The organism is Serratia sp. DFXYC6, assembly GCF_057196085.1.
Genome location: NZ_JBXUNV010000001.1, coordinates 1,551,900 through 1,569,893 on the forward strand (window position 1 = coordinate 1,551,900; position 17,994 = coordinate 1,569,893).

Below are 17,994 nucleotides of genomic sequence, written 5' to 3' on the forward strand. Positions count from 1 at the left end.
TTAACATAATGATATATAGCAAAAAGATGATAGTGATTGCGGCGCTGCTGAGTTTTTCCGCCGCCGCCGCACCAGGCGTGGATCTCGTCGCCAACGAAACGCCGATCCACACGGTGAAGAGCGCCGAAGCCGTGGCCAAAATCCCCGCCGGCTTCCGGTTCGTGGAACCCGGCACGCTGACGGTCGCCATTTCTCTGCTGGGCAGCGGCACGCCGTTCGGCCTGTACGCCCGCGACAATAAAACGGTGATTGGCAGCGAGGCGGACATTGCGCGCCTGGTGGCCGACGGTTTGGGGTTAAAACTCAAGCTGGTGCCCACCTCGTGGGAAGACTGGCCGCTGGGGGTGGCCTCCGGCAAATATGACGCTGCGGTTTACAACATCACCGTGACCAACGAACGCAAGACCAAATTCGATTTCGCCACCTATCGGCAGGATACGCTGGGTTTCTACGTCAAATCCGACAGTAAAATCACCCAGATCAAAACCGCGCCGGATATCGCCGGTAAAAAGATCATCGTCGACTCCGGCACCAATCAGGAAGCGGTGTTGCTGGCCTGGGACAAAGAGAACCGCGCCAAGGGGCTCGCGCCGCTGCAGCCGGTGTATGTCACCGACAAGGCCGCCTCCACGCTGGCTATTCAGTCCGGCCGCGCCGACGCCACCTTCGGGCCCAACGTTTCCGGCGCTTATCAGGCGCGGCTGACCGGCAAAACCCGGCTGGTGGGCATCGTGCCCGGCGGCTGGCCGAAGACCGCCAACATCGCCGTCACGCTGAAGAAAGGCAACGGCCTGGTGGACGCGGTGCAGGCTTCGCTCAACAGCGCCATCGCCAACGGCAGCTATCTGCAGGTGCTGGATCGCTGGGCGGAGAGCGACGAGAAGATTGCCCATTCCGAGATTAACCCGCCGGGGCTGGGGGATTGAGAGAGCAACAGGCCCCGCGCAGCGGGGCTTTATCGCCGCTCAATCGCGCCGCCTTATTCCGCCGCCGTTTTCTGCCTCCCCAGCTTGCGGTACAGCGTGCTGCGTGAAACGCCGAGCGCCTTCGCCGCCCGGCTGAGATTGCCGCCCGCCCTGTCGATCGCCGCCTGCAGCGCCCCCAGATCGGTATCGGCGTTCTCTTGCCGCGGCGCCAGCACCGCGATGGACTGAGGAAGATCGTCCAGGGTAAGCACCGCATGATCGTCCGCCAGCGCCAGCAGCACCTTGAGCGTGCTCAACAGTTGCCGCACGTTGCCGGGCCACGGATAGCGCGCCAGCATCGCCAGCGCCTCCGGCAACAGACGAATGTCGCGCCGCTCGCCGCCCAGCTCTCGCCACAGCTGCAAAATGAAGGCTTCCAGCTGCGCCCGCTCTCTGAGCGGCGGAATGCGCAGGCTGTATTCCTGTATGCGGTACAGCAAATCCTCGCGAAACGCCCCCGCCTCTACCTGCCGATGCAGATCGTGGTGCGTGGCGCAGACCAGCGCGAACTCGACCGGATAAGCGCTGCGGCTGCCGAGCGGGGTGACCGTTTTTTCCTGTAATACCCGCAGCAGGCGCGTTTGCAGACCCGCCGGCATGTCGCCGATTTCATCGAGAAACAGCACGCCGCCGTCCGCCTCGCGGATCTTGCCGATGTAGCCTTTCGGATTGGCGCCGGTAAACGCCCCCGGCGCATAGCCAAACAGTTCGGATTCGATCAGCGGCTCAGGCAGCGCCGCGCAGTTGATCGCCACGAAGTTGCCGTTGCGCCAGCGGCTCTCTTGAAACAGGCGGCGGCTGAAATGCTCTTTACCGCAGCCGGTTTCGCCGGTCACGCACAGCGAAAGGCCGGCGTTGAGAATGCGCAGCGCTTTCTGATGCTGCTCGTCGTGCCGTTCCGCCGGCGGCGCAGAACGCAGAGCGCTGACGCGGCGCTGCGGCGCCTCAAGCAACGAATAATAGTGCTGTTGATTGCCGGCCAGCGTCTGGCGCGGTGCCCCGGAAGGCTGTCGCAACAGGTCGGGAAACAGCTGGGTGAACTCAACGGAGCCGAATGAGGCCGACGAGAGCTGGAACTCCATCATCGCCAGTCGATTGGCGGCGATCAGCACTTCGTCGTGAAACACCAGCAGCAGCTCTTGCGCGCTGCCCAGGCAGCGGGCATCGGCGTGCAGACGCAGCGTCCAGTGGCGGTCGGCGATCGCGCTTCTGACCCAGCGGTGTTCGATATGCCGCACCGCCTGCATGATCAGGCGCTGTGCATCGCGGTACGGGCGCTGCGCGGGTGCGGAGAGATCCAGTATGCCGGCAATGCGGCCATCCGGCCGATAGATCGGTGCGGCGGTGCAGTTCAATCCGGCATTTTGGTTGAGAAAATGCTGGTCGCCGCGCACTTCGCAGAACGCGCCCAGCGCCAGCGCGGTGCCGATGGCGTTGGTGCCCCGCTCCGCTTCTCCCCACTGGTTGCCCGGCGCCAGCGCAAAGCGCGACGCCTTATGCAGAAAGTCGGTATTGCCGCGGGTTTCCAGCACCAGCCCGTCGGCGTCGGCGATCACCACAATGGCGGGCTGGCGCGTAATTTGCGCGCCCAGCTGCTCGATCAGCGGCTGTACCCGCTGCGGCACCCAATCGTTGCGGCTGCGCAGCTCTTCGAGCAATCCGGCTTTGATAAACGGGATATGTTGATCGGTGCGCGTCAAGCCATAACCCTGGCTGCGTTGCCAGGATTCCGCCAACGGCTGGGTCAGCAAGCTGGCGCCCTCTGCGGGCAAGCGGTCGTCAGACAACATGCGTTTCTCCCCCGTTCGCGAGTGTTGCAAATGTGTATCATAAATGTGTATCAGGCGTTGCGACACGGGACACAAAAAATCATCGGCGACGGCGGCGCCACCCGAAGTTCTCAGCCCTCTCAATGCTTAATGTTTTAATAACTCGTTCTTTTTTTTACGGATGCTACCTCTGTCGCTAATCTGGCACGCGCCGTGCTTCTCTTTGCTGCGGCGACATGCCGCATTCACAGGCGCAGCCCAATAGCGCCGCTTTTCATCTGCAGAGAGGTGCTTAACATGAAATATGTCCACCCCGGTTTGCCTGGCTCGCTGGTTTCGTTCCGCAAACGCTATGGCAACTACATTGGCGGCAAATTCGTCGAACCGGTATCCGGCAACTACTTCACCAACACCTCGCCGGTGACCGGCCAGCCGATCGCCGAATTCCCGCGTTCCGACGCCAAAGACATCGAGCTGGCGCTTGACGCGGCGCATGCGGCGGCGGACGCCTGGGGTAAAACCAGCGTGCAGGAGCGTTCCAACGTGCTGCTGGCGATCGCCGATCGCATCGAATCGCGGCTGGAGATGCTGGCGCTGACCGAAACCTGGGACAACGGCAAACCGATCCGCGAAACCCTGAATGCCGATCTGCCGTTGGCGGTCGACCATTTCCGTTACTTTGCCGGTTGCCTGCGCGCGCAGGAAGGCACCGCGGCGGAGATCGACCAGAACACCGTGGCCTACCATATCTATGAACCGCTGGGCGTGGTCGGCCAGATCATTCCGTGGAACTTCCCGCTGCTGATGGCCGCCTGGAAACTGGCGCCGGCGCTGGCGGGCGGTAACTGTGTGGTGCTGAAACCGGCGGAACAAACGCCGCTCGGCATCAGCGTGCTGATGGAAGAGATCGGCGATCTGCTGCCGCCGGGCGTGCTCAACGTGGTACAAGGTTTCGGCGCCGAGGCCGGCGAAGCGCTGGCGCGCAGCAAACGCATCGAAAAAATCGCCTTCACCGGCTCCACGCCGGTCGGCCGCCATATCCTCGCCTGTGCGGCGGAGAACATCATCCCCAGCACCGTCGAGCTGGGCGGAAAATCGCCGAACATTTATTTTGAAGACATCATGCAGGCGGAACCGGAGTTTATCGACAAAGCGGTTGAGGGGCTGGTGCTGGGCTTCTTCAACCAGGGGGAGGTGTGCACCTGCCCTTCACGCGCGCTGATCCAGGAATCCATCTACCCGCAGTTTATGGAGAAAGTGCTGGCGCGTATCGCTACCATCCGCCAGGGCGATCCCTTCGACACCGAGACCATGATCGGCGCCCAGGCGTCAAAACAGCAGTACGACAAGATCCTGTCCTATATCGAGATCGCTAAAAACGAGGGAGGCAAAATCGTTGCGGGCGGCGAGCCCGCCCAGCGCGGCGACGAAGTGCAAAACGGTTTCTACCTGCAGCCGACGCTGATTACCGGCAACAACAGCATGCGTTTCTTCCGCGAGGAGATCTTCGGGCCGGTGATTGGCGTCACCACCTTTAAGGATGAGGCCGAAGCCCTGGCGCTGGCCAACGACACCGAGTTTGGGCTGGGCGCCGGGCTGTGGACCCGCGACATCAACCGCGCTTACCGCATGGGCCGCGCGATCAAGGCCGGGCGCGTGTGGACCAACTGCTATCACCTGTACCCGGCGCACGCCGCGTTCGGCGGCTACAAGAACTCCGGCATCGGACGCGAAACCCACAAGGCGGCGCTGTCGCACTATCAACAGGTGAAAAACCTGCTGGTCAGCTACGACGCCAAGCCGCTGGGCCTGTTCTGAATCCGGCGTAATGACAAGAAGGCCACCCGCAGGTGGCCTTCTTTTTTCGCGTGGCCTACTTCGTCATGCCGAGATCGATCACCATGCGACCGCGAATGGTGCCCGCCTTCATCTCGTCGAAGATGGCGTTGATATCCCCCAGCGGCCGCTTGGTCACTTTCGGCGTCACCTTGCCTTCGGCGGCGAACTGGAACGCCTCCTTCAGATCTTCGCGTGTGCCCACCAGCGAACCCACCACCTGAATGCCGTCCAGCACCAGGCGCGGAATGCTCAGATCCATGCTCTCCGGCGGCAGCCCCACGGCCACCACTTTACCGCCGGCGCGCACCGCATTCACCGCCGAGTTGAAGGCGGCTTTCGCCACCGCCGTCACCACCGCCGCGTGAGCGCCGCCGGTTTGCTGCTGAATGATCTCCTCCGCGTTTTGCGTTTTGGAGTTGATGGTCAGATCGGCGCCGATCTGTTTGGCGAACTCCAACTGACCGTCGTTGACGTCGATGGCGATCACTTTGGCGTTAAACACGTTCTTGGCATACTGCAGCGCCAGGTTGCCCAGCCCGCCCAAGCCGTAGATGGCGATCCACTGCCCCGGTTTGATATCGGAAATCTTCACCGCCTTGTAGGTGGTGACGCCGGCGCAGGTGATGCTGCTGGCGGCGAAAGAATCGAGCCCATCCGGCACTTTCACCGCGTAGTCCGCCACCACGATGCACTCTTCCGCCATGCCGCCGTCAACGCTATAGCCGGCGTTTTTCACCGAGCGGCACAGGGTCTCGTTGCCGCTGACGCAGTATTCGCAATGGCCGCACCCCTGGTAAAACCAGGCGACGCTGGCGCGGTCACCCACTTTTAACGAGGTGACGCCCTCACCGACGGCGGAGACCACGCCGATGCCCTCATGCCCCAACGTAATGCCCGGCACCTCACCGAAATCGCCATTTTTCACGTGCAAATCGGTGTGGCACACCCCGCAACACTCCATTTTCAACGCCGCTTCGCCGTGCTTCAGCGGGCGCAGCACTTTATCCTGAATGTCTACGGTATGGTTTTTCGTCACTACGGCAGCTTTCATGGTGTTTTCCTTAGCAGAGTGGGAAGTACAGTTGTTAATGTAGTGACTGTATTCGGTGAGGGCAAGTGCCACCTGTTTTGTGTAAAAACAAATAATTAAATATGAATCAGTCTGCTTATTTCATAAAAAACCATTAACAGACGGCGCGATCGCCTTGAGGTTGGCAGCCGTGAACGATCGCGCCTCCATGGCTTGATTTATCCCTTGAAGCGATTAACAGGGATTTTGAGGTAGTGCCGCCCATCATCTTCGCAATCTGGCAGAACGCCGCCGCGAATATTGACCTGCAGCGCCATCAGCATCAATTCCGGATGCGGCAACGTGGCGTCTCGCTGCTTTCTTTGCGCGATAAATTGGGCTTTACCCATGTTGGCCACCCAGGGGTTGTTCTCGCGCTGCTCTCGCACGGTGCTTTCCCAGCGGGCCTCACGCCCCGCCGGGCGATAATCATGGCCGGTAAACAGGCGGGTATCCGCTGGCAGGCTCAAGATCCGCTGCAACGAATCCCACAGGGCTTCCGCATTTCCGCCGGGAAAATCGGCCCTTGCGGTGCCGCTGTCCGGCATGAAAAACGTATCGTGAATAAACGCCGCATCGGCGATGTGATAAGTGACGGACGCCAGGGTGTGGCCAGGAGACAGCAAGACTTCAGCACGCAGGTTGCCGATAAAAAAGACGTCCCCATCCGCAAACAGCGCATCCCACAGGGTCTCGGCAGGAGGCAATTCTTTCAAATTATAGATGTCTTGCCACAGCCCCTGCACGGCGGTAATTTTTTCGCCTATGCCGGTGAGGGCGCCGGTTTTCTGCGCCAGCCAGGTGGCGGCAGAAAAATGGTCGGCATGCGGGTGCGTATCCAGCACCCAGGCCACTCCCCATCCTTGCTGCTGGATAAAGCTTAAAATGGTGCGGGCCTGCTGATGCGAGACCGTGCCCGATCGGCGATCAAAATCCAGCACCGGGTCGATGATGGCGCAGCGACGCGCTGCGGGATCGGCGACGACATACTGCAGGCTGCCGCTTTCCGGCTCATAAAACGCGTGCACTTGCGCGTGAGGCTGAACGGCCTGATGCCGGCCATACCAGCCCAGCGCCTTATCGGCATCGGCGCCATACTCTGCGCACTGGCTGCGAAATTGCGCTTCGTCTATCTGGCCTTCGCGCAGCGCATACAGCAGGGAAAGGCAGGCAGAACGCGCTCCGCTCCTGCAATGCGCCAGGGTCTTCTCACCCCGCCGCAACAGGTAATGGAAGATATAAACGGTCTCCCAGGTCAACGTGTCGAATGTGTAAGGCAGATAGACGTAGCCCATTCCCCATTGCTCAGCCAACGCTTTTTCTTGTTGATGGTTAAGGTACTCGCCCGGCTCTTCATCTGGCCGATTGTTGACGATAAACCGATAGCCTTGTTGATGCAGGATGGCGAAATCATTCGCTGCGGGCGCCCCCGAAAAGGAGAGCTGATGATGGTAAGTACGGATGTGCATATTTTTTCCTTTTGTTTTATAGGCTTTTAAAAAGCATATAAAGGGCCAGCACCAACAACATGCCGGCATAGAGCACACGGATAATGTCCTCGCGTTTTTTCAGGCGCTCGGTGAGCGCCACCCCCACGACGCCCCCCAGAACGCCGCCGACGATGAGCCAGCAGGTAATGACCAGCGACACCTTGCCGGACATGGCATAGCTTGCGCTTGTCGATAATCCCATGGCGGAAACCACGACCAGTGAGGTCGCCACCGCTTCAACCAGCGAAAAGCGGAAGAACCAGAGCAGCGCCGGCACCACCAAAAATCCGCCGCCGATGCCCAAAAAACCGGCCACCGCGCCCAGCGCCAGCACGCTGGGCCACACGATGGCGGGATGAAATGTCGGATGGGAGGACGGTAATCCGTTGCCTGCCCGATGATTTCTTTTCAGCGTCAATCCGGCGACAACCAGCATCAGCAGAGAGAAAGGCAGGGTTAAATGGTGCCCGTCCGTCATTTTTCCCACCTGAGAGCCCGCCAGCGTTCCCACCACCGCCACCAGCGAAACGGTAACGCCGGTTTGCCACCGGACGTTTCCTTTGGCGGCATGAACAAAAAGATTGATCAGCGCGCTAATGGCAACGGACATGGCACTGGTGCCTATAACCAAGTGCGTATCCGGGATTTTCACCATATACAGCAGCAAGGGAACGCAGACGATGGATCCGCCTCCCCCGGTCAGAGCCAGGAGAAATCCGACTATTCCCCCGGTTATCACCAACAGCGTCAGGGTATAAAAAGTAAAATGGAAAAAATCCAATGCATTAATTCCCTTTCGATATTTATGGCATTTATTAACGATCAGTTTGCGTTGATTGTCAAATAACTTATTACATTTAGCTATTACATATATCCAAATCGAATATGCGAATTTTAATATAACCATAAGTTCTATAAATTATCTTTAAATCTGAGCCACAACCCCCTACTTTCTTATGAAAGGAGACCTGCATGAAACCAGAAAAAATAAACACCCTGAAGAAAGTTGTTGTTATTGGCGGTGGTTCATCTGGCATCGGCGTCATCGCAAGCTTAAGGAAGCGAGTTAAAGATGCGGATATAACTGTCGTTGAACCCAATGACTGTCATTATTACCAGCCGGCATGGACCCTGGTGGGCGGCGGGCTCTTTGATATCAATAAAACGCAGCGCGCCATGCGCGATGTTATTCCTTCTGGCGTCTCATGGCTCCAGGACAGCGTTGTCAGGGTTGATCCCAATGAAAAATATATCGAGACCCGTCAGGGTAAACGCGTAAGCTATGATTTCCTTATTGTTGCCTGCGGCCTTGTTTTACGTTGGGATAAAATAGAAGGCCTTGAAGAGACGTTAGGATTTAACGGCGTCACCTCTAATTATCGTTTTGATCTTGCAGAATACACCTGGCAACTGATCCGGGAGATGCAAGGCGGCAAGGCGATATTTTCCCAACCCACGCTTCCCATAAAATGCGCCGGCGCGCCGCAAAAAGCCTTATATCTTTCATGCGACCATTGGCGGCGACAAGGCGTTCTGAATAATATTAACGTCAATTTCTGCCTTGCGGGCACGGCGGTTTTTGGCATTCCGCAATTTGTCCCCCCGCTGAGCGGCTATTTGGAAAAATACCGTGCACAGGTCAACTTCAATCATAATTTAATCCGTATAGATGGCGAAAATCGGCAAGCGATATTTGCCGTGGAGACAAATGAAGAGGAAAAACGCGAGTTAACCCTGCCCTTCGATATGCTTCACGTGGTGCCGCCTCAATCAGCCCCGGCGTTTATTTCGCAAAGCGGACTCGCGGATGGCGCCGGCTGGTGCGATGTGGATAAATTGACGCTGCAACATAAGCATTGGCCGGATATTTTTGCGGTAGGCGACTGTTGCTCAACGCCAAACGCCAAAACCCTGGCGGCAGCGCGAAAGCAGGTGGTGGTGGTGGCGGAAAACGTCGCGGCACGTATTCATGGCACGCCTCTCACAGCCCATTATGATGGTTATGGTTCCTGTCCATTGACGGTCGAGAAAGGCAAAGTTGTGCTGGCGGAGTTTGGCTATGACGGTAAATTGCTGCCCACGTTTCCACTGCTCGACGCAACCCAGCCCAGCCGTATGGCCTGGTGGCTGAAAGCCTGGTTTTTACCCCGGTTTTATTGGGCGGGCATGCTGCGCGGGGTTGAATGGTTTGCCGGAAGCAAGCGGCCGTGATGCACACTCGGCTCCCCTTGTCGCTCTGGCCGCAGCAGGCGCTTGACTATTTGGCGATACACAGCCACCATCGCTTGCGAGCCAGCAGGCTGATTGCAAGCCGTCACCACTAACCGGTCGATCAACGATGAAAAACGCACCCGCCGTTACGATTCACTACTGTTCACAATGCAACTGGTTGCTGCGCGCCGGCTGGATGGCGCAAGAGCTGCTGAACACCTTCGGCGACGATCTCGCCTCCGTCACCCTGATGCCGGGCACCGGCGGGGTCTACCAAATCAGCGTCGATGGCGTGATGATTTGGGATCGCAAGATTGACGGCGGCTTCCCCGATGCGGCGCAGTTAAAGCAGCGGCTGCGCGATCACAGCTTCCCCGATCGTTCTCTCGGCCACAGCGACGGTAAAAAAGCCAGACACTGAAGGCCGTCAGCGCCCCGTCGGCGGCTGCGCGCCGAGAATGCGCGGCATTGTTTCTTTCATCATTTCCATGAATTTGCGTAAACGCGCGGGATAATAGCTGGCGTAGGGATACAACAGGTAAATAGGCAGTGGCTCAGCTCGCCACAGGGGTAACAGCGTCTGCAGAGCGCCTTGCGCCAATTCTTCTTTCACCACCCAAGACGACACGATCGCGACGCCCAGCCCTTCCAGCGCCGCCTTGCGCGCCGCATAAAGGCTGTCGGTGCTCAACCTCGGCGCGATGTCGAAACGCCGCTGTTCACCGCTGGTCGCGTGGGTCAAGACGACCTCATTACGATAAAAACTGTTTACCGCCAGCCACGGCAATGAGGCCAAATCGTCGAGATCGACGATCGCCGGTCGTTCAGCCAACAGCGCCGGTGACGCCACCGTGCTGCGCGGCACCTCCGCCAGCAACACCGCCACGACCGACGGATCGGTCACCGCACCGACGTGAATGGCGCAATCCACCCCCTCGGGAATAAAGTCCGGAGAATGATCGTTCAGCGTCCACTCAACGTAAGTTTGCGGGTAGCGCCGCAAATACTCGCCCAACGGACCGATCAGCTGATCCTGGCCGAATGCGTGCGGCGCCCGCACGCGCAACACGCCGACCGGTTCGTCGCGCGCGCCGCCAAGCCCTTCTTCCAGGCTTTGCCATTGTTCGATCAGCCCCCGCGCCTGGCGGTAACAGCGCTCGCCGTCATCGGTCAGTTTGAGGGCGTGGGTCGTCCGCTGGATCAGTTTGGCGCCCAGCAGCTGTTCCAATGCCTGCAGACGCCGGCTGATCGTCGGCTGCGAAGTGCCCAGCTGCTGCGCCGCCGCCGACAGGCTGCCGCTTTCGACGATGCGCACCAGCGTATGCAGCAAAGTTATGCGGTCGCCGTTAGGTAAGTTAATTTTATTCATACGTTGAGTGTATAACAGTTTTACCTGCGAGGGGGCTACAGCGGCATGAAGCAAGCGGTAAAAATGACCGCACATTCACTTTGCAGGAATTTTTGCCATGAACACCGCCACCACCCACGGTGCACCGTCCGCCAACGTCGTATTTCTGCTGGCCGCCGGCGCCGGCCTCAGCGTCGCGTCAATCTATTACAGCCAGCCCATGCTTGGCATGATGGGCGCCGATTTCCACGCCGGCGTCGCCGATGCCGGCATGGTGCCGACGCTGACCCAGTTAGGCTATGCGCTGGGCATTTTACTGTTGGCGCCGCTCGGCGACCGGTACGATCGCCGGCGGATCATTCTGGTAAAAGGCGCGCTGCTGACGCTGACGCTGTTACTCTGTGCTTTTGCTGCCTCGTTCCCGCTGTTGTTGCTCAGCAGCCTGGCGATAGGCCTGACCGCCACCGTCGCGCAGGACATTATCCCCGCCGCCGCCACGCTGGCGCCGGAGGCCAGCCGCGGCAAAACCGTCGGCGCAGTGATGACCGGGCTATTGGCCGGCATTTTGCTGTCGCGGGTGTTCAGCGGCGCACTCGCCGAGTACGCCGGCTGGCGCAGCGTCTACGCACTCGCGGCGCTGGGCGTTTTGTCGATCACGCTGGCGATCTGGCGCATGTTGCCGCGTCTTCGCCCTCATAACGCGCTGAGTTACCCCGCGCTGCTGCGCTCGCTGGGACATCTGTGGGCCGAGTATCCCGCGCTGCGGCGCGCAACGCTGGCGCAAGGCTTTCTGTCATTGGGCTTCAGCGCTTTCTGGTCAACGCTGGCGTTGATGCTGGCGGAGCGCTACCAGATCGGCAGCGCGGCCGCCGGCGCGTTTGGCCTGGCGGGGGCGGCGGGTGCGCTGGCGGCGCCGTTGGCGGGCAGTCTGGCCGATCGGCACGGCCCTGACGTCGTGACCCGTATCGGCGCGGGACTGGTTCTGGCCTCCTTCGCCTTGATGTTTCTGCTGCCGCTGTTGCCGCTCCCGGCGCAACTGGCGCTCATTGCGCTGAGCGCCGTCGGATTCGACCTGGGCATCCAGGCTACGCTGATCGCGCACCAAACCATCGTTTACGGTCTCGATCAGGCAGCCCGCAGCCGATTGAACGCCCTCTTGTTCACCGGCGTCTTCATCGGTATGGCGACCGGCGCCGCCCTCGGCAGCCGCATTCTGGCAAGCGCGGGCTGGCCGGGCGTCGTGGCGCTGGCGACGGCGGCGGGGGCCGTGGCGCTGTGGATCCGCAGCGGGCGCAAAACGGCGCGCGTAGTGGCCTGATAGCGCCCTCTGCTGGCGCAAGCGGTTGATTTCACCCAGGCCTCTTGCGCTATACTGAGCGCCCTTTTTGCTACGCATTTAAAACAATTTTATGATGGAACGCTTGCTAGAAAACGCGATGTACGCCTCCCGCTGGCTGCTCGCGCCGGTTTATTTCGGCCTTTCGCTCACTCTGGTCGCCCTGTCGATCAAGTTTTTTCAGGAAATTCTCCACGTCCTGCCAAATATTTTTGCCGTTACCGAAGCCGATCTGGTGTTGACCTTGCTGTCGCTGATCGACATGGCGCTGGTCGGCGGCCTGTTGGTAATGGTGATGTTCTCCGGCTATGAAAACTTCGTCTCGCAATTGGATATCACCGAAGGGAAAGAGAAACTGAGCTGGCTGGGCAAAATGGACGCCACCTCGCTGAAAAACAAGGTCGCCGCATCTATCGTCGCCATCTCCTCCATTCACCTGCTGCGGGTGTTTATGGACGCCAAGAACGTGCCCGACAACAAGCTGATGTGGTATGTGATCATCCACCTCACCTTCGTGCTCTCCGCCTTCGTGATGGGTTATTTGGACAAGGTGACCCGCTCCAAGCACTAAACGCGCCACCACGCCCGATCGTCAGGATCGGGTGTCTTCCCCTCCTTCGCTGTTCCCCAACCGTCACCGCCGTCATGTCTTTCATCTGGCACATCTGATGATAATTTTATTATAATGTCATTACACTCATTATGGACCGAACGCCGGCCACCACACCGGATTCGCCGCAGACAGGATCACGCACTTCCATGCCATTAAACGGTCACCCCCTGCAATTCAACGATATTCAGGCGATTCTGCCTCATCGTTATCCCTGCCTGTTGGTCGATCGCGTGCTGCCCGCCGGCACCTGCATTGCCGAAGGCCGGCTGAGCGCCATCAAGAACATCACCGCCAATGAGCCGACGTTCTGGAACGGCCATGCGCACTTCGCCGGTTTTCCCGGCGTGCTGTTGGTGGAAGCGCTGGCGCAAAGCACCGGGCTGCTGGCGCATTATTATCTCGGGGCGTTGAATGAAGGAGAACATTACTACTTCGCTTCCATTCAGCGGGCGCGGTTTTATCGCGCCGCCCGTCCCGGCGACCAGGTGTTGATGGAGGTCGCCTTTGTACGCCGGCGAGGCGCGATCGCCCGCTTCACCGGCCGCGCCAGCATCGATGGCCGGCGCATTTGCACCGCCGATTTCATGTGCGCCCGTAAATAGGCCGCTTGCCAAAGGAAACCTGCGAATACCATGTCTCTGGTTGACAGCTTACTCAGAACCCTCGATTTCTCCCCGCGCGGCCAGGTGATCGCTCGCGAAACCGACGCCTGGGGCGAAATCATCGTTTCCGATCACAAGGACTACCGCACGCTGCGGTTTGACGGCATCTGCGAGCAAAGCAAGATGAGCCTCAGCAACCCCGCGCAGCCGATCCACAACTACATCAAAGCGATGCTGATGGCGGTGGCCTGGCAGCCGCCGACCTCGGCGCTGATCTTGGGGTTAGGCGGCGGCAGCTTGCTGCGTGCGCTGCACGCGCTCGATCCGGCCATGCGTCTGGACGTGGTTGAACTGCGCGCCGCGGTGATCGCCGTCGCGCGCCGCTATTTTACGCTGCCGGCCACCGACACCATCAGCCTGCGTACCGCCGACGCCATGGACTTTGTGCGCCCGCCCGCCGAGACGCGTTACGACCTGATTTTCTCCGATCTCTATTCGGCGTTCGCCATGGATCCGCAGCAAGGCACCCAGACATTCCTGGAAAACTGCGCCGCGCGGCTGAACGACGGGGGCTGGCTGGTGCTCAATTACCACGATCTGCCCGATGAAAACAGCCTGCTGTACCACAGCCTGCACCGGATATTCGGCACCGTATTATTTTGCGTCGCCCCCAGCGGCAACGTGATCATTTACGCCACGCCGGCGCAGGTGACGTTGCCGCTCAGCACGCTGCGCACGCTGGCCGCCGGCAGCGGCGAGCTGTTCAACTGCGAACTCGGCTACCTGTCACGCAAAATAGAACGGCTGCATTTCCGCTAAGAACGAGCGGCGACGCGGTCTGGCTGGCCGCTTCGTCCACATGGTATTATCATTCAGTCATCATTCTCTGGAGGATCCTGATGGAAAAGAAAACGGCGCGGCTAACGGTGCTGATTGACCCGGACAAGAAGAAAGCTCTGGAAGAGCTGTGCCTGCAGCAGGACGTCACCCCTTCTCAGGTGGTGCGTCAGCTGATCCGCGATTATCTGCACAAGCATCAGGTGGATTATCCCAGCCAGCCGACCCACGCCAATCCGCGCGTCGAGAGCAATTGAACGGCGGCCTGCCCCGCAAACCGTGAAGCGCGCTACACCTGCGCGCGTCCCTAATCCGAATCCTCCACGGCGGTCTGTCCATCCTGCGATATCGCTGCTACTGTTTTAGGCGTTCATTATTCTCTCTTGGGGAAGGAAACGCGCCATGTTCAGCCATATTACCGTCGGCGTCAGCGATCTGGATGCCGCCGCCGCGTTCTACGACGCCATTCTGTTGCCATTGGGCTTACAACGGCGGGAAGTGACGCCGGACGGCGGCCCCGCCGCCCGCTGCTGGGTGATGCCAGGCCAAACGCTGCCGCGTTTTTACGCCTACCAACCCTTCGACAGACAGCCCGCCAGCGCCGGCAACGGCAGCATGCTGGCCTTCCTCGCCGCCGACGAGCTGGCGGTTAAACGCGCCTACGCCGCCGGTCTGCTGGCGGGCGGCAGCAGTGAAGGCGAGCCCGGCGAGCGCGCGCACTACGGCAAAGGCTATTTCGGCGCTTACCTGCGCGATCCCGACGGCAACAAGGTGCATGTGGTTTATCGGGGAGATCTCGCCTGATGAAATGCTCGGTTTACATCGCCACCAGCGTAGACGGATTCATTGCCGGACCGGACGGCGACATCGACTGGCTGCTGCGGCCCGAATATGCGGTTTCGCTGCTCAATGGGCTGAGTTTTGAAGCGTTTGTCGCCAACATCGACGCGCTGGTGATGGGCCGCCATACCTATGATAAAGTCCGCGCCTTTCCCGAGTGGCCCTATGGCGCACTGCCGGTGGTGGTGCTGTCGACGCAGCCGCCCGCGCCGCACGCAACGGGCCACGTTCGCTGGATGAATGGCGAACCGGCGGCCATCGTGACGCAGTTGGCCGAGCAAGGCTGCCGTCACCTGTATATCGACGGCGGCCAGACCGTGCAGCGCTTCCTGCAGGCCGGCTTGATCGACGAACTGACGATTACGCGCGTGCCGCTGCTGTTGGGCGGCGGTATCCCCTTATTCGGCGCCGATGGCCAGGAGCAGCGCCTGCGCCTGCTTGCCGTCACTTCATCGGACAACGGTTTCGTGCAAGAACGCTACGCGGTTCAGCGCGCGCCGTAACGCAGCATCAGGCGGCGACCGCCGAAGGCGATGAGCAACGCCGCCAATGCCAACAGCGCCGCCACGCCGTAGGTCACCCGCATGCCGTAAGCCGCGGCGGCCGCAGTGCCCGCAACCTGCTGCGAAGCCAGATAAAACAGCGCCCCCATCGCCGACGCGCCGGTGATCGCCCCCAGATTGCGCGACAGGTTCACCATGCCGGCGATCAGCCCGCGCCGTTCAGGAAACAGATCCTTCATCAGCATGGTGTTGTTGGCCACCTGAAACAGCGCATAGCCGGCGGTCAACAGCGCGATGGGGGCGATATAGCCGAGCACGCCCCAACGGTTAAACAGTGACAGCAACGCCGCGCCTGCGGCCACCGCCGTCAGCCCAAACTGGGCGATGCGCTGCGATCCGAAGCGATCCACCAGATAGCCGGCCGGTATGCCGGTCAGGATCGCCACCGCCGGTCCCGCCGACATCACCAGCCCGACCTGCGCGGCGCTTAAGCCCAGCGCCCGCGACAGATAGAACGGCCCGACCACCAGCGTGGCGGTCATCACCGTCATCACCAGCGCACTGGCCGCCAGCCCCGCCGTCAGGGCCGGATGGCGGAACATCGACGGCGCAAGCAGCGGCGATGCGGCGCGGCGTTCCACGCGGATAAACAGTGCCCCCGCCAACAGCGCCCCCAACATCAACGCCAGGTTAAGCGCGCCGAAGTCGCCGCGCCCGAGGGTCATCGCCAGCGAATAGCAGAGCAATGCGCCGCCCAGCAGCAACGTGCCGGCGCGATCGAACGGTTCCGCGCGCGTTGCCGCGCGCGGCCCATTCGGTAAGTATCGCCAGGCAAGCCACAGCGCCAGCAGCCCCAGCGGCAGGTTGATCAGGAACATCGCCCGCCAGCCGAAACCGGCGATCAGCGCGCCGCCCAACGACGGCCCCAGCGCGGTGCCCACGGCTGACATAGTGCCGAGCAGCCCCATCGCGCGGCCGATTTTTTCCTTCCCCAGAACCTCGCCCGCCAGCGCCATGGCGATCGACATCATGACTGCGCCCCCCAGCCCCTGCGCCAGGCGCGCCGCCAGCAACAGCCACAGTTGCGGAGCCAGCGTGCAAATCAGCGAAGCGGCGGTAAACAGCGCGATGCCCGCCAGCAGCAGGCGGCGGCGATTGAGGCTGTCGCCCAAACGGCCGATGCCGATAATGCAAGTGGTGACGGCCAGCAAATAGCAGAGCAACACCCACTGCACCGCCTGGAACGAGGCATGGAACGCAGTGGCGAGCGCCGGCAGCCCGACGTTGGCAATGCTGATGCCAAGCGATGACAGCAGCATGCTCAGAGAAAGAGCGGCCAGTATGCCGCGGACGCCTTGCGGCGAAGGGTGGGATAACATGATGAACACTCCTGACATAGACTGCGGGTAAGCCTATGTCAGGGGTTAGCATGGCGGAAGACGCATGGCATGCACTGTATCCATGCGCCTGACGCCTTATCTGACGCGAGCCGTTACCAGGCGGCGATTTCCGCCTCGGTGAGCGGCAACGTCTGAGTCACACCGGTTTCCGCCGCCAGGGTGGCCGCTTCCAGCACCGCCATCACCGCCAACGCCTGCGCCGCGGTAACCGGGTTGGCGCCTGCGCCGCGCAACGCATCGCGCACCTGGAAGTAATACTGGCGCTGATCGCCATCCGGCGTCGGCAGCGTGCGCACCGGCTCCGTACCGATAAACAGGCTCATCGCGTCGTCGTCTTTGCCCCACTCCGCCGAACCCGGCGTCACGCCGGCCAGCAGCTGGCTCTCCTGCCCGTCGGCGCGCGCTTTGACCACGCTGCCTTTCTCGCCGTGCACGGTAAAGCGTGAGACGCCGCCCGCCACCAGCATGCTGCCGTGCAGGATCACGCGGTGCGTCGGATAGTTCAGCACCACGTGGGCCCAGTCGTTAATCTGCGCGTTGGGGCGCAACGTGGCGATGTTGGCCTGCACGCTGTGCGGCAAACCGAACAGCTGCAGCGCCTGATCGACCATGTGCGGCCCCAGATCGAACCACAGCCCGCTGCCTGGGAGGTTTTGTTCACGCCAGCGCACCCGTACTTCAGGGCGATAGCGGTCGATATGGGACTCAAAGTGCGTCACCTTACCGATCAGCCCCTGCTCGATCACCTGTTTCACCCCCAGGAAATCGCTGTCCCAGCGACGGTTCTGGAACACCGACAGCAGGCGGCCGTGCTTCTCCGCCGCGGCAATCAGCGCGCGCGCCTGCGCCAAATCCAGCGTAAACGGCTTATCCACCACCACGTGCTTGCCCGCCTCCAGTGCGGCCAGCGCCAGCGGCGCATGGGTGGCGTTCGGCGAAGCAATCACCACCAGATCGACCTCCGGCAGGCGGATGGCCTCGAGCGGATCGGCGATCACGCGTGCATGCGGCAGGACGGCGTGAACTTTGTCGGCGTCGCGCGAAGCCACCACGCTGAGTTCCAGCCCCGGCACCGCGTTGATCAGCGGCGCGTGAAACGCCTTGCCGACAAAGCCGTAGCCAATCAGCGCCACCTGCAACGGTTGAGCGTTATCGTTCATCAGTGTTCTCCT

At 60.8% G+C, this 17,994-nt stretch carries 18 protein-coding genes; 11 read left to right on the forward strand and 7 right to left on the reverse strand.

What is annotated here, in order from left to right; translation table 11 throughout:
• The first annotated feature begins 8 nt into the window (after positions 1 to 8).
• Entirely contained in the window at positions 9 to 926 is a 918-nt protein-coding gene (locus AC2CGQ_RS07495) for an ABC transporter substrate-binding protein (RefSeq protein ID WP_484593546.1), read from the forward strand.
• Between the two features lie 53 nt (positions 927 to 979).
• Here the strand turns inward: AC2CGQ_RS07495 and AC2CGQ_RS07500 are convergent, their stop codons facing one another.
• Positions 980 to 2,755: a sigma-54-dependent Fis family transcriptional regulator gene (locus tag AC2CGQ_RS07500; RefSeq protein WP_075685348.1), complete on the reverse strand. Its 1,776-nt coding sequence runs from the start codon at positions 2,753 to 2,755 to the stop codon at positions 980 to 982.
• A 276-nt stretch (positions 2,756 to 3,031) separates the two neighbouring features.
• Here AC2CGQ_RS07500 and exaC point away from each other — a divergent pair, with 276 nt between their 5' ends.
• A complete protein-coding gene (exaC, locus tag AC2CGQ_RS07505) occupies positions 3,032 to 4,552 on the forward strand; it encodes an acetaldehyde dehydrogenase ExaC (RefSeq protein ID WP_015377854.1) in 1,521 nt (506 codons plus the stop codon).
• A 55-nt stretch (positions 4,553 to 4,607) separates the two neighbouring features.
• Here exaC and adhP read toward each other — a convergent pair whose 3' ends face one another.
• From adhP to AC2CGQ_RS07520, 3 genes are all read right to left on the reverse strand, one after another.
• Complete coding sequence (gene adhP / locus AC2CGQ_RS07510; RefSeq protein WP_118892049.1) at positions 4,608 to 5,624, reverse strand: alcohol dehydrogenase AdhP; 1,017 nt, start codon at positions 5,622 to 5,624, stop codon at positions 4,608 to 4,610.
• Between the two features lie 197 nt (positions 5,625 to 5,821).
• Positions 5,822 to 7,111 (reverse strand): bifunctional sulfur transferase/dioxygenase Blh, encoded by a 1,290-nt coding sequence (blh, locus tag AC2CGQ_RS07515; RefSeq protein WP_075685352.1) that lies wholly within the window; start codon positions 7,109 to 7,111, stop codon positions 5,822 to 5,824.
• A gap of 16 nt (positions 7,112 to 7,127) precedes the next feature.
• Complete coding sequence (locus AC2CGQ_RS07520) at positions 7,128 to 7,913, reverse strand: sulfite exporter TauE/SafE family protein (RefSeq protein ID WP_015377852.1); 786 nt, start codon at positions 7,911 to 7,913, stop codon at positions 7,128 to 7,130.
• 191 nt (positions 7,914 to 8,104) lie between these two features.
• Here AC2CGQ_RS07520 and AC2CGQ_RS07525 point away from each other — a divergent pair, with 191 nt between their 5' ends.
• Both AC2CGQ_RS07525 and AC2CGQ_RS07530 read left to right on the forward strand, forming a co-directional pair.
• Positions 8,105 to 9,343: an NAD(P)/FAD-dependent oxidoreductase gene (locus AC2CGQ_RS07525; protein WP_088381570.1), complete on the forward strand. Its 1,239-nt coding sequence runs from the start codon at positions 8,105 to 8,107 to the stop codon at positions 9,341 to 9,343.
• A 127-nt stretch (positions 9,344 to 9,470) separates the two neighbouring features.
• Positions 9,471 to 9,764, forward strand: a complete 294-nt coding sequence (locus tag AC2CGQ_RS07530) for an Rdx family protein (protein WP_004928553.1) — start codon at positions 9,471 to 9,473, stop codon at positions 9,762 to 9,764.
• A 6-nt stretch (positions 9,765 to 9,770) separates the two neighbouring features.
• On the opposite strand, the gene AC2CGQ_RS07535 is transcribed toward AC2CGQ_RS07530, so the two are convergent.
• Entirely contained in the window at positions 9,771 to 10,712 is a 942-nt protein-coding gene (locus tag AC2CGQ_RS07535; protein WP_015377850.1) for a LysR family transcriptional regulator, read from the reverse strand.
• Positions 10,713 to 10,809: 97 nt separating this feature from the next.
• On the opposite strand from AC2CGQ_RS07535, the gene AC2CGQ_RS07540 reads away from it, so the two are divergent.
• The 7 genes from AC2CGQ_RS07540 to AC2CGQ_RS07570 all read left to right on the forward strand — a co-directional run bounded on the left by AC2CGQ_RS07540 (position 10,810) and on the right by AC2CGQ_RS07570 (position 15,422).
• Positions 10,810 to 12,009 carry an MFS transporter gene (locus tag AC2CGQ_RS07540; protein WP_088381569.1) on the forward strand — a complete coding sequence of 400 codons (1,200 nt, stop codon included), beginning with the start codon at positions 10,810 to 10,812 and terminating at the stop codon, positions 12,007 to 12,009.
• A gap of 94 nt (positions 12,010 to 12,103) precedes the next feature.
• A complete protein-coding gene (locus tag AC2CGQ_RS07545) occupies positions 12,104 to 12,598 on the forward strand; it encodes a TIGR00645 family protein (protein WP_004928561.1) in 495 nt (164 codons plus the stop codon).
• Positions 12,599 to 12,786: 188 nt separating this feature from the next.
• Positions 12,787 to 13,242 (forward strand): 3-hydroxyacyl-ACP dehydratase FabZ, encoded by a 456-nt coding sequence (fabZ, locus tag AC2CGQ_RS07550; RefSeq protein WP_004928563.1) that lies wholly within the window; start codon positions 12,787 to 12,789, stop codon positions 13,240 to 13,242.
• 30 nt (positions 13,243 to 13,272) lie between these two features.
• Complete coding sequence (locus AC2CGQ_RS07555) at positions 13,273 to 14,061, forward strand: spermidine synthase (RefSeq protein WP_004928565.1); 789 nt, start codon at positions 13,273 to 13,275, stop codon at positions 14,059 to 14,061.
• Positions 14,062 to 14,141: 80 nt separating this feature from the next.
• Positions 14,142 to 14,336 carry a ribbon-helix-helix protein, CopG family gene (locus AC2CGQ_RS07560; protein WP_004928567.1) on the forward strand — a complete coding sequence of 65 codons (195 nt, stop codon included), beginning with the start codon at positions 14,142 to 14,144 and terminating at the stop codon, positions 14,334 to 14,336.
• Positions 14,337 to 14,481: 145 nt separating this feature from the next.
• Entirely contained in the window at positions 14,482 to 14,883 is a 402-nt protein-coding gene (locus AC2CGQ_RS07565; RefSeq protein ID WP_015377846.1) for a VOC family protein, read from the forward strand.
• Positions 14,883 to 15,422 (forward strand): dihydrofolate reductase family protein, encoded by a 540-nt coding sequence (locus AC2CGQ_RS07570; RefSeq protein ID WP_484593547.1) that lies wholly within the window; start codon positions 14,883 to 14,885, stop codon positions 15,420 to 15,422. Before AC2CGQ_RS07565 ends, AC2CGQ_RS07570 begins: the two co-directional genes overlap by 1 nt.
• Here AC2CGQ_RS07570 and AC2CGQ_RS07575 read toward each other — a convergent pair.
• Positions 15,407 to 16,801: an MFS transporter gene (locus AC2CGQ_RS07575; RefSeq protein ID WP_484593548.1), complete on the reverse strand. Its 1,395-nt coding sequence runs from the start codon at positions 16,799 to 16,801 to the stop codon at positions 15,407 to 15,409. The two genes, AC2CGQ_RS07570 and AC2CGQ_RS07575, sit on opposite strands and share 16 nt — an antisense overlap.
• 113 nt (positions 16,802 to 16,914) lie before the next feature.
• Positions 16,915 to 17,982 (reverse strand): oxidoreductase, encoded by a 1,068-nt coding sequence (locus tag AC2CGQ_RS07580; protein WP_484593549.1) that lies wholly within the window; start codon positions 17,980 to 17,982, stop codon positions 16,915 to 16,917.
• Positions 17,983 to 17,994 lie beyond the last annotated feature (12 nt).